Source organism: Aquimarina sp. Aq107 (assembly GCF_943733665.1).
In the GTDB taxonomy this organism is placed as follows: domain Bacteria; phylum Bacteroidota; class Bacteroidia; order Flavobacteriales; family Flavobacteriaceae; genus Aquimarina.
Map to the genome: position 1 here is coordinate 995239 of NZ_OX030782.1, position 13796 is coordinate 1009034.

Sequence of the window (13796 nt, forward strand, 5' to 3'; positions counted from 1 at the left end):
AACCATAAATAAATAATAGTATGAAACAATTTATGTTCCTTTTTAAAGGTGGAGACGACGTTTGGGATGCAAAATCCGAAGAAGAACAAAATGCACACATGGAAAAGTGGATGCAATGGATTGGAAAAATGGCAGAAGAAGAAAAATATGTTGGAGGAGAACGCCTTTATCCGGCTGTAAAAACAATTCATCCTGGAGGCACAAAAGTAACTGACAGGTCTTTTGCTGAGGCTAAAGAATTAGTCGGAGGTTACATTACCGTATTAGCTGAAACATTAGATGAAGCTACAGAAATGGCAAAAGGTTGTCCGGGACTGCAGTGGGAGTCATCTGTAGAAGTTAGAGAAGTTTGGCCAGAAGATGTTTAATTTAAATGATAAAAGATGAAAGAGTTTTTGATGCTAATTAGAGGAGGGCAAGAAAAATATAGTACAGCATCTCCTAATGAAATGCAAAAGCACTTGGAACACTGGCAAGAATGGATGGGTGGATTAACTAAAGAAGAAAGATTGTTAGGAGGGCAGCCTTTAATAAAGGAAGGTAATACATTGTTAGAAAGAGGTAAGAAAGTCATAGATAGACCATTTGCAGAAGGAAAAGAGTTAGTTGGAGGATATCTTCTGATTAAAGCGGATTCTTTAGATCAGGCAACTACGATAGCTAAAGGTTGTCCAAGCTTTGAATATGATTGCAGTGTAGAAATTCGCGAAATCGCTCCATTAGCGCAATAATATATATTGGAGTCAGAAGATCACATAGATAATACGTTAAACCATCTTTTTAGACAAGAATCTGGGAAGATGGTTGCTGTTTTAATCAAAATTTTCGGGACTGAGAATATTGAAATGGCAGAGGATGTAGTGCAAGATGCATTAGTAAGCGCTCTAGAAACTTGGAAATATAGAGGAGTACCTGATAATCCCAAAGCTTGGTTGTATAGGACTGCAAGAAATAAAGCAATTGATATTTTAAGAAAGAAAAAACATAGCAAAACTATAGACTTTTCGGATCCCGAACGTAAGTTGTTGACTTCAGAATATACATTAACAAGTACGATGGATAATTTTTGGAAAGAACAGTATATACAAGACGATTTTTTAGCAATGATGTATGCTTGTTGTCATCCAGAGATCTCTCCAGAAAATCAAATAACCTTTATTTTAAAATCTCTTTGTGGGTTCAGTACTAAGGAAGTTGCAAGATCTTTTCTAACATCAGAAGATACTATTTCTAAAAGATTATATAGAACTAAAGAATACTTTAGAAAACAAAAAATAAGACCCGAAATACCATTGCCTGACGAGATTGCTGATAAGACTAAAACTGTTTTAAGTGCGATATATTTAATGTTTAATGAAGGATATAATGCTACTCACGATGATAATTTGGTCAGAAAAGATGTTATTTCTCAAGCGATGTGGTTATGTAAGTGTTTATTAGATAATGAGCGAACACAATTATCAGAAGTATATGCGTTGATGGCGTTAATGTTATTTCATACTGCTCGTGTGGATAGTCGTATTAGTGATTACGGAGAATTGATCCTTTTATCGGATCAAGATAGAAATTTATGGAATAAAGAATTAATTTCTCAAGGAAATAAGTATTTAAATCAATCAGCCTTTGGAGAATCTTTATCTACCTATCATCTCGAAGCTGCTATTGCTTATCAACATTGTATTTCTGAAAGCTATTCAAAAACCGATTGGAAGGAAATATTAATATATTACGATTTACTTTTAAAAATAGATAACGACCCAATTGTTTTTTTAAATAGATGTTTAGTTGTTTTGGAGCTTTTTGGGGCTGAAGAAGCACTAAAAACCATTAATAAAATAAAAAACGATAAAGTGATAAGTGGTTATTATCTATATTACGCAATTTTGGGTGAAATTCATGAGCGACTAATAAAACCGAATAGGGCTGTGGATTATTATCAAAAAGCAATACAACTTACACAGTCGCAACCGGAACAACATTTGCTTAAACGAAAAATATCAAGGATCCTTAACTAGTAAATGGTATTTTATATTTATCGTATTACTGACAGTTCTTCATAGATTCATAATAAGCGCGATATTCCTCATAACTAATCTTTTTTCTACCTTTCTCTAGTACAATTGTGTTTTGATTAGAGAATTCTGCATAGAGAATGGTTTTTTTAGGAAACCCGTCTATCACTATTTCCATATAACTATTGGCGGTAATTTTGCTAGTGTCAATTTCTATTTTGAATTTGCCATCATAATCAGAAAATGCATATGCACAAGATTCATCTGATAATTGTAGCTTCACAACTGCAATAGGAACAACAGAACCATCGGGTTTTTTTATATTGCCTTCAATAGTTTTAATACCGTTAGTATTAGTTGATGTTTCAGAAATTTGTTGTGTAATATTAGGGTCGACTTCTGTAGTGGTATTGCCAGAAAGATCTTCAATTGTCCAATTATCCAGTTTTTTTCCTTTTTTGTAAGTACCTTTTACAATTACACCTGATGCATCTTGTCTCCAATAATCACCATGCTTCTTTCCGTTTTTATAGTTGATTTTTTCTTTAGAACCACTTTTTGTAACATTCCATAGGCCTACTTTTTCACCTTTTTCGTAATATCCTTCTTCTGTAAAAGTAAAACCATTATCAGAGTTATAGTAGTAACCATTTCTTTCGTTGTCTTCATAGTTTTCTACTGTAGATAAATCTAGAGAACCTTTTTTTCTGAAAATCAAAAAATGCACCCATTCTCCATGTTTTTTCCCTTTTTTATATTCAATTTTATGAATACCTGTAACTTTTTTGTCCTTTAACTCTCTTACGTAGTATTTGCCATCAAGTTCATTTTCTTTATTAACCTCCAACAGTTCGTTATATTCTTCTTTACTGAGTTCTATGTATCCCCCTTCTATAGGAGTTTGCCCCTTGACTATAAATGAAAATAATAATATGAAAGTGAAGACAATGTGTGATTTTTTCATCCTAATTATCGATTGTATTTGTTTAATTTAATTTTCCCAAACTGTACAACTAAAGTTAAGTTATTTTTGTTGTTTTTCAAATAACATATAGTATTCAGAGGTCGTTTGTTATTATAGATCAAAGACAATACCAATTTGTTACCTTGTTTAAATAATTTTAAAAACACAAAATATCTAGTAGTTATCTTATAACAAAGATGCTTTTTTGTAACTAAATTAATAGCTTATAAAGAATCGAAGGTATTACCGTAAATGAGATATGATTATTATTTGTAGCTTTACCAGTAATGAAGACATGCCAATTTGTTATAATTTTATCTGGCATCATCTTTGTAAACCATTAAATAATTAATATAAATTTTTACAATGAACAAAGGAACAGTAAAATTCTTTAATGATGCCAAAGGTTTTGGTTTCATCACTGAAGAAGGTTCGAACAAAGAACATTTTGTACACATTTCAGGATTAGTAGATGAAATTCGTGAAGGTGATGTCGTAGAGTTTGATCTACAAGAAGGAAAAAAGGGGTTAAACGCAGTAAATGTAAAAGTAATTTAATACATACTACATAACTTTTTTAATCAATAAGCCTATCAGTTTTGATAGGCTTATTTGTTTTTAGAAGTTTAAACAATTGGTAAACGTAATCTCTTAATTATTCTAGTTTAACTAGAAAATACTAATAGATCGTTTTTATATCTTCACTTTCTTATCTCCTTATAGCGTATCCACAAGAAGACGGTAAGTCTTTTATAAAATTCATCATAAGCTTAAAATTCAATCTAAAGTGTGTTTGTAAAAATCTCATAGTCTTTTCCCTTTTTATAATATAACGCTCATTAGAAGAAGATACCCTACCACTGTTATATTCTTTTTATATAATATTTTGAATGAAGTATAAAAAAGAATAAAAGCCTATGTTGTACTCTATAAGATGTAAATCACGCTAAAAAAACAAAGTTTTTTAATTAGGTGTAACAATTAATGATCAAGTGCATCAAAGAAGAAATCAAAAAATAAAACTTTATGAAAAATTTGAAAATTACATTTGCTTTCTTCTTGTTAATTAATCTTGCATTTAGTCAAGCTCCAGCAGTTACAATAAACGTATCAGGAAATGGAACCCCAGTTATATTTTTGCCTGGTTTTACTACACCAGGATCAGTTTGGGATGAAACAATAACTCATTTAAAAGGTAATTATCAAAATCATGTAGTATCCTATGCGGGATTTGATGGTAATACACCTATCGCTATGCCTTGGTACGATACTATAAAAAAAGAATTGATTACGTATGTTAAAGAAAATAAGTTGACAGATGTAATTATTATTGGTCATAGTATGGGAGGTAATTTAGCAATTGATATTGCGGCCTCTTTACCTAATTACATAAAAGATTTAATTCTGGTGGATTCAATACCTTGTATGCGCGAATTAATGATGCCTGGAGTATCAGAAACCCAAATCCAATACGATAGTCCTTATAATAAACAAATGTTATCTATGGATGAAGAACAGTTTACTCAAACAGCTCTGATGATGGCACAAAAGATGACTAATAAAAAGGAGAAAGTGAATACCTTGCTAAATTGGATACAAATAGCAGATCGAGAGACATATGTATATGGTTATACAGATTTATTAAAATTAGACCTGAGAAAAGTATTGGGTAAAATAACTGCAAAAACTCTAATTATTGGAGCTGCTTTTCCAACGATCGAAACAGCAAAAGCAAATTACGAGAAACAATACGCAAGCTTATCTAATAAACATATAGAGATGATACCCGACAGTAAGCATTTTATTATGTTTGATCAACCAGAATTGCTTTATGAAGAGATAAATAATTTCTTAACTAATGAGTAAAGAGAAGCTACAACTTTTTGAGACAATATATGATGATTGTTACCCAATGGTATTGCAGATGTGCTTGGGATATATGAAAGGAGACGAGAGTTTAGCTTATGATTTAACCCAAGAAGTATTTATTAATATTTGGAATGCAATGGATAAGTTTAAAGGTAAATCTACTCATAAAACTTGGGTGTATAGAATTACCGTTAATTCTTGTCTTCAACACATTAGAAAAGAAAAAAATAAAAAACAAGTGCCTATTGATTCGGTAGTGCATATGATTGAAGATGATAATCAAGAGGTTAACGTAGGAGAAAATAAGAATTTATATATCGCAATAGGTAAGCTAGAAGAGATAGATCGTTTGCTAATCATGATGGTTTTAGAAGGTCAGGATTATGATGATATTTCTGAAATAATGGGAATAAAACCAACCAATGTAAGAGTTAAGATCCATAGGATAAAGAAGAGACTAAAAAAAATATTAGATCATGAATAATGAATTTGAAGCATTGCAGAGTCAATGGAAAGAAAATAAGAATAGTATTAAACGTAATTCACCGGATTCAGATGAGATGTTTTCTGTGATAAAGAAAAAGAAAAGTTGGAGTACTCGTTTTCATTATGGAAATATTGTTGTACTATCATTGGTTTTGATAGGTATAGCTTCTTTCTTCTATTTTGTAGCTCCAGTTCAAGAACTGTTGAGTAGAATAGGTGTAGGGTGTATGATTGGCGGTTTGTTCTTAAGAATATTGATAGAAATTATAAGTGTATCTAAAGCAAAAAAGATCAAGATGACGGATAATGCTTTACAAACTACTAACGATACGATTGCATTTTATAACTTTAGAAAAAAGATTCACGGACCTATAACTATCGGAATTATAGTGTTATATACAGTTGGTTTCTATGTGATTACTCCAGAGTTTAGTTTGTATTTTAAAACATGGCAGATGATCTTGATTGATGTATCTTATATTGTTGGTGCGATCATACCTTATTTGGCTGTTAGAAAAAATATCAAAAAAGAGATACGTATTTTATTAGAAATTATTGAGTTAAAGAGAACAATAACAACTGAAGTTAAATAATATATTAGAGAAATTAATTTATAATATAGATAAGTCGACCATCCATATGGTCGGCTACTTTCCCGTAGGCGATTAAAGATGCACCTATGGTCCAGCGCTTTGATTTTCCCATGCTATACCAAAAAGAATATCGTTGATATAACCAATTTGGCTGAATGTTTCTAGGGCGAGTTATATAAAATCCAAACTGCTGTAAGAAATAAAAATCTCCTATGGAGAATTGGTGTCCAGCTGTTATTGACGATGAAAATGCAGAATCATTAATGCCTTGTTGTTGTGCAATCTCTAGATCAGAAAAATCATACCATAACTCTATGCCAGCATTTAACCCATTAATTCCAGATATTGGTTGTAGAATTCCTCCCATGATCCCAATTAAAAGATGATTCGAAGCCTCTGCTTCTCTATCAGAAGATCTTAAACTCACAAATGAACCTAAGTAATAATCGATAGATGTTTCATAAGATTTTAAGGATTTTGGTTTTTTCTTTAATTGGGTGTTATTAATGATTTTATCAACACCTATGGAAAAAGTTGGAAAATTCATTCCTTTATTTGGCTGCTTTTGACCTCCATTAGAGATGTGATTATAATTTGCAGATAGATTGATTGCATAATTATCGTTAATATGATAATTGAGATTTAGAGATAATGCTAGGTAAAAACTAAAATGAGTACTAAATAATAGGTTTTCGGGGTTTGTTTCTTGATCAAATATTTGATCAAGATATGTTACCCCAACAGATCCTCTTAGCGAAAATTTTAAAGGTCCTTTATAGGTAAAATAAGGTTCTACAAAGTATATTAGATTGTATGAGTTACCCAGAATATTTGGATTGGCATAGTTAAAATAGGCAAATGAAAAACCACTTCTTCCGTAACAGAAACAGGTTTTCCAGGCTTTATCACTGGTTTTTAACCAACTATATTCTAATTGTAATCCATAAGGATTTGTTTGCGAAATCGGTTTTAATTCTGGCGAATGTGCGATGATAAAACCGTAATGAGATTTTGCCCCAATAAAAGTAGGATTCACTTGGGCTCCTATCGAGGTATAGATCAATGTACTGAATAAGATTAATGTAATCTTTTTCATTGTTAATCAGTGTGTTATTAAATTTACTGAAAATTATTAACGGTTTAAATTCAATTTGATACTTTATTTTAGTCTTCATAAAGAAAACCCTAGTATACTAGAAATATTATTTGCAATTATTTAGTACATTAGTAAAGAACTATAGCATACATAACAACAACTTGAAGCCAATAACGACCATCAATGATGTCATCGATTCTTTAGATGATATTATTAAAACATCACAATCTGATAATAGTCCTTTAGGATATTTTGCTGCGTTATATAAACGTGTAACTATTAAGGTAAAAGAAGGAATTGAAAATGATTTTTTTGATAACGGTCCTAGGATGGAAAAACTTGATATTATTTTTGCTAGTAGATACTTAGATGCCTATTTTTCTTATAGAAATGATAAAGTAGTGACGACTTCTTGGAAAATAGCATTTGACTTGTCAAAAAATTATTGGCCTATAGTATTACAACATTTATTAATAGGAATGAATGCCCATATTAACTTGGATCTAGGAATAGCAGCTGCAGAAGTTTCCAAAGGCACAAATATTGAAAATCTTAAAGAAGATTTTGATAAAATAAATCAAATTCTTTCATCATTAGTAATTGAAATAGAAAATGATCTAGCAAATATTTGGCCGACCCTTAAAAAAATACTCAAATTAACTCGAAACGTTGATGATTTTTTAGTTGATTTTAGTATGGAATTAGCAAGAGATGGAGCATGGGAGTTTGCTAAACAAATTGCAATCACACCAAGTGATCAATTTATAGAAGTAATTAATCAAAGAGACCTTAAAGTAGCTGATAAAGCTTCAATAATTACAAACCCAGGTTTCGTGGCTAATATTATCTTGGGTATTATTAGAATAGGCGAACGAGGATCTGTTTCCAATAAAATTCTATATTTAATATCCTAAAACGCAGTTTTTTTGTTTTTCAAAGTCAATTTTGACTTTTTTAACATAATATGTAAGGAAAATTACTTTTTTATTTAATTTTTTCGCGATAAACATCTTAAATTTTTCTTATGTTTTAATATTTTAGTTAAAAAAATGTGATAAAAACAACGCAAACGTTTGCGTGATTGTAATTTCTGTGATCCCTTGTTAAATCTTCATTTCTAGGGTTTTTATTTTTTATTATTGTTAAATAAATAGTGTTAAAAAAGAATATTCAATATAGTTTACCTTGTTTGTTTAATGATTTGGTAATTCGGTTCTTAATTTAGTAACATAATCATTAACTAAATTTAACACTATGAGAATGTTTGTCAAGTTTTTTGGAATTCTGTTATTAATTTTGTCATCATCTGCCTGCGAAACAGAAGAGTTAATTGTAGAAGATGCCGCTGATATACAAAATACAACAGATATAGATGCAAAGGCAGGACCTTGGGTTCGACAGTTTACTGATAACTTTAATTCTAATGGAAATTTAAATCAATGGGAGAGGACGCATAATAGAGCGGATTATAATTCTAGTGTATGTAATTATAAAAATTGGAATTCAGAAATAGCTAATCTTGATGGCAGTAGTTGTTTACGTCTTCAAGCATATAAAAAGAGCAATAATAATTATGAATCAGGTCATGTAAAATCTTACTTTAATTTTCATCCTGGAAATAACGAGGAATATAGAGTAAGAGCAAGAATTAAATTGTTAGCTAAGAACGGTACAAATAGTTATAAAGGATTTTCGGAAACTTATGGTGCTTGGCCAGCTTTTTGGACGGTTAATGAAACGAATTGGCCTACGCGTGGAGAAAGTGATATTATGGAAGGTTATTCTTTTGGTAATAGCGCAAGATTCGCTAGTAACTTATTTTATGGAGCAAATACCTCTCAAAATCAATTGGGAACTAGTGCTGAAAGAAGATATAATTTAGGAGAAGGATGGCATACTTACGAGCAAAGATGGATCAACAGAAATGGATGGGTTACTATTCAGGTCTATGTTGATGGGAATAGAGTTGCTAGTTATAATAATAATGTGGATAATGATCTAAGACTTCAGAATTTCAAAAACCATAATATTATTTTAAATTTAAATATAGGTTCGGACACAGGTATTTTTAATAATTCTAGCATTAATATTTACTGGAATACTTATATGTATGTGGATTATGTTCGTGTAGATAAACGGACTATTTAGAAATATAGATACTTTATACTAAACCATTACATCTTAATTAAAAATAAAAAGCTGTCTCATATTAACCTAGAGGCAGCTTTTTTAAAAATGATAGTGTTTTGATTTCGTCTCAAAAAAGCCTAAAAAATATACACCACTTAGTTTTAAGTACTTCCACTGTTGTCAGAAATGTATACAATTACATTTATCTAGTTTTTTCTTACTCTCAGTTCTGACTGGCCCATACTTAAATAGAGAGTTTTTGGTTTTTGAATTTTTAGGCTTTTTGTTTTCTATTGAATTTGGCTAACTCAAATAAATTAAGAACTTCAATATTGTTTTCTCAAAAGTACATTATATGACGACTCTAATAAAGAGTTAAAGAACTGGTTTTGATAGGGGTATGTTACCCTTTGTTTTGTGATGATATCATAGATATATATCTTTACTTTGATAATCCTAAAAAAAAATAAAAACTTAGTTCATGAATCATCAATTAATAATAAAAAGCTTGTTAAGAAATCAAAAGGTTTTCGAAGAACTATTAAGCGGTATTACAAAAGAAGAATATTTATGGAAAGACAGGCCAAATCGTTGGTGTTTACTTGAGATAGTTTGTCATTTATATGATGAAGAAATTGAAGATTTTAGAAAAAGAACAAAACATATATTAGGTACTCCAGATAAAAAGTTTAGCCCAATTGATCCCGAAGGTTGGGTGGTTAACAGAGCGTATATAAAACAAGATTATAATGTTGTTTTTAATAATTTTATCAAGGAACGAAAAGTATCGGTTAATTGGTTGAATTCTTTAGAAAATACTAATTGGAATAATGTTTCAATACATCCCGACCTTGGAGAAATGACAGCAAAACAATTTCTTACTAATTGGTTAGCACATGATTATTTGCACTTTAAGCAAATCACAAATCTAAAATTGGATTATATTAAATACACATCTAAAGAAGATTTCTCTTATGCAGAAGGATATTAGATATATAGTCTAAAAAGATTTCGAAAAGTACAGTCCAACACTATCGCCCGTAAATTGCGGTGCGAATGCGATATCGTCTAGATTTTTAAAAGGGTTCCAAGAAATAAGATGTTCATAATGGTATACTAATCGCGTTGTTAAGATTCCTATTCCAGCTCCTACAAGTACATCAGAGAGATAATGTTTGTTGTTCATCATTCTTAAGCTACCAGTGGTAATTGCAAAAATATATCCACTATACGCTAATAAAGGACTACTATCGATGAATTCTTCATATAAAACAGCAGCAGAAACAAAAGCCATAGAAGAATGTCCTGATGGAAATGAGTTTAATTGGGTAGGATCTCCTGGTCGTGCCTTATCAACCTCTTTTTTTAAGACTGTAGTAGCTGCACTGGTTACTAAAGAAGAGATTAAAAGGTTTTTAGTTTGATCGAACCAATTATTTCTTGATGCTACTCCAAAAATATCAGCAGCATACATTTGCACTATAGGGGCGTACCTTGTGTAATCATCAATGTTTAAATAAAAATTATTACCTGTGTAACCTCTAATGTCTTTTTGTAATGATTTTTCAAAATCACTAGTTGATAAAAGAATTCCAGAAGCAATTAAAGTAAAGGGTATTACTCTTTTTGTAAATAGATTTCTTTTTTGTTTTTTACGTTCAGTTTGTTTAGAAGTCTTGAAATCAACTTTAGTAGCTGGTGCTTCTGTAAATTGGGCATTGGTGGTGTTTATATATAGACATACCAATAGTAGTAGGTTAATACTAATCTTCATAGAATATTTTTTTAGGGCTCTTTTTGATTTGGGATCAAAAGCATTGAAATATACTATTTTAATATTAAAAAAATGTTAAATTAGATGAAGCTATTATTAATTTTTGGCAACTAATACTATTAACAGGTTAGTTTGTAATGTCCTTAAAAACAGTGTTTAAAGGTAGTTTCGTGTTTTTTGAAGAGTCATGAGTATTGTTGTAAGGTATTAAATTTCATTTCAAATAAACAAAACCGATATTAGCTATTGACTTTTATAGGATTCCTTTAAAAAAGGCTTATATTTGCACGCAATTAAATCTTAATTGCGATGACAGCACACGAATCCAAAATCGTTGGAGAAGGACTTACATATGATGATGTACTTTTAGTCCCTGCATTTTCCGAAGTACTACCACGAGAAGTAAGTATCCAAACAAAATTTACAAGAAATATAACGATTAACGTTCCTATAGTTTCTGCGGCTATGGATACCGTTACAGAAAGCCGTATGGCAATTGCTATGGCGCAAGAAGGTGGAATTGGTGTATTGCACAAAAATATGACCATTCAGGAACAGGCTATGAAAGTTCGAAAGGTAAAAAGGGCAGAAAGTGGGATGATTATAGACCCTGTTACATTACCATTAGATGCAAAAGTTATTGATGCTAAAAATAATATGCGAGAGCATAGTATTGGAGGAATTCCTATAGTAGATGATAATAATAAGTTGTTAGGAATAGTTACTAATAGAGATTTACGTTTCGAGAAAAATAATGAACGACCTATTTCAGAAGTGATGACTAGCGAAAATCTAGTTACTGTTGGAGAAGGAACATCATTACAGGAAGCAGAAGTTATATTACAAGATAATAAAATTGAAAAATTACCAGTAGTAAATGATGATAATACCTTAGTGGGATTAATAACTTTCAGAGATATTACAAAACTAACGCTAAAACCAAGTGCTAATAAAGATAGTTTAGGACGTCTTCGTGTAGCTGCTGCTATTGGAGTAACGGGTGATGCGGTGGATCGTGCAGAGGCTTTAGTTGGTGCTGGAGTAGATGCGGTGGTAATTGATACAGCTCATGGACATACTAAAGGAGTAGTTTCTGTTCTAAAAGAAGTGAAAAAGAAGTTTCCTGAATTAGATGTAATTGTGGGTAATATTGCAACAGGAGAGGCTGCAAAATATTTGGTAGAAGCTGGAGCTGATGCGGTAAAAGTTGGAATTGGACCAGGCTCTATCTGTACGACTAGAGTTGTTGCTGGAGTAGGTTTTCCACAGTTTTCAGCAGTTTTAGAAGTTGCTTCTGCAATTAAAGGATCAGGTGTTCCTGTAATAGCGGATGGAGGAATTAGATATACTGGAGATATTCCTAAAGCAATTGCAGCTGGGGCAGATACAGTTATGTTAGGCTCTCTATTAGCAGGAACAAAAGAATCTCCTGGGGAAACAATTATTTACGAAGGAAGAAAATTTAAATCCTATCGCGGAATGGGGTCAGTAGAAGCAATGAAAAAAGGATCAAAAGATCGTTATTTTCAGGATGTAGAGGATGATATCAAAAAACTAGTTCCAGAAGGAATTGTTGGTCGTGTAGCGTATAAAGGAGAATTATATGAGAGTATTCATCAATTCGTTGGTGGATTGCGTGCTGGTATGGGATATTGTGGTTCTAAAAATATTAAAACGCTACAGGATACAGGCCGTTTTGTGAAAATAACTGCTAGTGGTATCCATGAGAGTCATCCTCATGATGTTACTATTACTAAAGAAGCTCCTAATTATAGTAGGTAATAAAGTTTTAAATAAAGATATAAAAAAACGCTTCAAAATTATTTGAAGCGTTTTTTTATAATGTATTTTAATAGGTAAGATTACTGTACTGGAATTCCCAGTTTTGTCATTACCGTTTTAGTAAGATCAAATTTTGGATCTACATACGCTAATCCACTGCTTGTAATTGTTAGTACTTGTGTATATCCTTCTGCTTTGGCTACTTCTTCTAGCGCCTTTCCTATTTTAGTATATAATGGTTGTAATAATTTATTTTGCTCTAGTTGTACTAGTTGTGAACCGTTTTGGCGAAATTTAGCAATGTCATTTTCTACAGCAATGATTTCTTCTTGCTTAGTTTTTTTCATAGGTTCAGTCATCGTTGCTTCACCATCCTGATAAGCCTTTACTTTTGCTTGGTAATCATCAACTTTTACTTTTAAGTCAGCTTCTAATTTAGTATTATATGCTTTTAAGTCTTCTTGAACCTTAGTAAGTTCAGGCATTTTAGATAAGATAAAATCACTATCGATTGTTCCTACTTTAGACTGAGCTATTGCTTGTAAACTAATAAATAATACTAGTATTGGAAATAATATATTTTTCATTATAACTTCTTTTCTTTAATTTTTGATTTAGAATTTTTGCAAATATATAAGGTCTAAGGCAATATACGTGCCAAGACAAAAAAAAATAAAAATCTATTCTTGAAACAATTGACCACGGTGTGGTTTTAAGGCGTCTCTAACTTTTTTCATTTCGGAATCTGTTACTACCATATAGGCAATACAGTGAAACTCGTTAACATCTTGATGTCCAGTGTTTTTTATAGACAATCCTTCAGAGGTAATGTATTCATTAAGGTGAATCACATGGTGTTGTGCCGTTTTATTTGCTACAGGACCTCTAAAATCCCAAATAAGCTTTAATTTTCTTTCCAAATTTTATAGTTAAGGTTGTTGTAAAATATATATTTTTAGATTTCGAAAGTGTTTTTTTTCTTTCTTATATATCTCTACTGGTTAAATAATGTGGCAATATATACAGAACACTAAAATTTTAAAAGCTATTTAATACTATATTATGGTAATGATTCGTTAGAACAAAGAGC

Annotated in this window: 16 protein-coding genes; 11 read left to right on the forward strand and 5 right to left on the reverse strand. The window is 31.1% G+C overall.

The features are described from left to right. The first annotated feature begins 20 nt into the window (after nt 1-20). Genes NMK29_RS03965 through NMK29_RS03975 form a run of 3 tightly spaced genes read left to right on the forward strand, consistent with a single transcriptional unit; the run spans nt 21 to nt 2015 of the window. A complete protein-coding gene (locus NMK29_RS03965; protein WP_108801678.1) occupies nt 21-368 on the forward strand; it encodes a YciI family protein in 348 nt (115 codons plus the stop codon). Nucleotides 369-383: 15 nt separating this feature from the next. Continuing rightward, nucleotides 384-731: a YciI family protein gene (locus NMK29_RS03970; RefSeq protein ID WP_108801679.1), complete on the forward strand. Its 348-nt coding sequence runs from the start codon at nt 384-386 to the stop codon at nt 729-731. A gap of 6 nt (nt 732-737) precedes the next feature. Continuing rightward, nucleotides 738-2015: an RNA polymerase sigma factor gene (locus NMK29_RS03975; protein ID WP_108801680.1), complete on the forward strand. Its 1278-nt coding sequence runs from the start codon at nt 738-740 to the stop codon at nt 2013-2015. A gap of 25 nt (nt 2016-2040) precedes the next feature. Here the strand turns inward: NMK29_RS03975 and NMK29_RS03980 are convergent, their stop codons facing one another. Continuing rightward, on the reverse strand, nt 2041-2976 hold the full coding sequence (locus NMK29_RS03980; protein ID WP_108801681.1) for a hypothetical protein: 936 nt from the start codon (nt 2974-2976) through the stop codon (nt 2041-2043). 366 nt (nt 2977-3342) lie between these two features. Here NMK29_RS03980 and NMK29_RS03985 point away from each other — a divergent pair, with 366 nt between their 5' ends. The 4 genes from NMK29_RS03985 (at nt 3343) to NMK29_RS04000 (ending at nt 5924) form a co-directional block, all read left to right on the forward strand. Further along, the gene (locus tag NMK29_RS03985; RefSeq protein WP_027395563.1) at nt 3343-3534 is read left to right on the forward strand and encodes a cold-shock protein; all 192 of its coding nucleotides are present in this window, start codon (nt 3343-3345) and stop codon (nt 3532-3534) included. Nucleotides 3535-4002: 468 nt separating this feature from the next. After that, on the forward strand, nt 4003-4842 hold the full coding sequence (locus NMK29_RS03990) for an alpha/beta fold hydrolase (protein ID WP_108801682.1): 840 nt from the start codon (nt 4003-4005) through the stop codon (nt 4840-4842). Further along, nucleotides 4835-5329, forward strand: a complete 495-nt coding sequence (locus NMK29_RS03995) for an RNA polymerase sigma factor (protein ID WP_108801683.1) — start codon at nt 4835-4837, stop codon at nt 5327-5329. Before NMK29_RS03990 ends, NMK29_RS03995 begins: the two co-directional genes overlap by 8 nt. Next, a complete protein-coding gene (locus tag NMK29_RS04000) occupies nt 5322-5924 on the forward strand; it encodes a hypothetical protein (RefSeq protein ID WP_108801684.1) in 603 nt (200 codons plus the stop codon). Before NMK29_RS03995 ends, NMK29_RS04000 begins: the two co-directional genes overlap by 8 nt. Nucleotides 5925-5937: 13 nt before the next feature. Here the strand turns inward: NMK29_RS04000 and NMK29_RS04005 are convergent, their stop codons facing one another. After that, nucleotides 5938-7020: an acyloxyacyl hydrolase gene (locus NMK29_RS04005; RefSeq protein ID WP_108801685.1), complete on the reverse strand. Its 1083-nt coding sequence runs from the start codon at nt 7018-7020 to the stop codon at nt 5938-5940. A gap of 161 nt (nt 7021-7181) precedes the next feature. On the opposite strand from NMK29_RS04005, the gene NMK29_RS04010 reads away from it, so the two are divergent. The 3 genes from NMK29_RS04010 (at nt 7182) to NMK29_RS04020 (ending at nt 10141) form a co-directional block, all read left to right on the forward strand. After that, on the forward strand, nt 7182-7934 hold the full coding sequence (locus NMK29_RS04010) for a DUF5995 family protein (RefSeq protein WP_108801686.1): 753 nt from the start codon (nt 7182-7184) through the stop codon (nt 7932-7934). A 346-nt stretch (nt 7935-8280) separates the two neighbouring features. Further along, on the forward strand, nt 8281-9168 hold the full coding sequence (locus NMK29_RS04015) for a glycoside hydrolase (protein ID WP_254097160.1): 888 nt from the start codon (nt 8281-8283) through the stop codon (nt 9166-9168). 463 nt (nt 9169-9631) lie between these two features. Then, nucleotides 9632-10141, forward strand: a complete 510-nt coding sequence (locus NMK29_RS04020; RefSeq protein ID WP_108801688.1) for a DinB family protein — start codon at nt 9632-9634, stop codon at nt 10139-10141. 9 nt (nt 10142-10150) lie between these two features. Here NMK29_RS04020 and NMK29_RS04025 read toward each other — a convergent pair whose 3' ends face one another. Continuing rightward, nucleotides 10151-10924, reverse strand: coding sequence for a phosphatase PAP2 family protein (locus tag NMK29_RS04025; RefSeq protein ID WP_108801689.1), 774 nt, complete (start codon nt 10922-10924; stop codon nt 10151-10153). 309 nt (nt 10925-11233) lie between these two features. On the opposite strand from NMK29_RS04025, the gene guaB reads away from it, so the two are divergent. Next, complete coding sequence (guaB, locus tag NMK29_RS04030) at nt 11234-12706, forward strand: IMP dehydrogenase (RefSeq protein WP_027395569.1); 1473 nt, start codon at nt 11234-11236, stop codon at nt 12704-12706. A gap of 80 nt (nt 12707-12786) precedes the next feature. Here guaB and NMK29_RS04035 read toward each other — a convergent pair whose 3' ends face one another. Further along, a complete protein-coding gene (locus NMK29_RS04035; protein ID WP_108801690.1) occupies nt 12787-13293 on the reverse strand; it encodes an OmpH family outer membrane protein in 507 nt (168 codons plus the stop codon). Nucleotides 13294-13386: 93 nt separating this feature from the next. Further along, complete coding sequence (locus NMK29_RS04040) at nt 13387-13626, reverse strand: hypothetical protein (RefSeq protein WP_108801691.1); 240 nt, start codon at nt 13624-13626, stop codon at nt 13387-13389. Between the last annotated feature and the right edge of the window lie 170 nt (nt 13627-13796).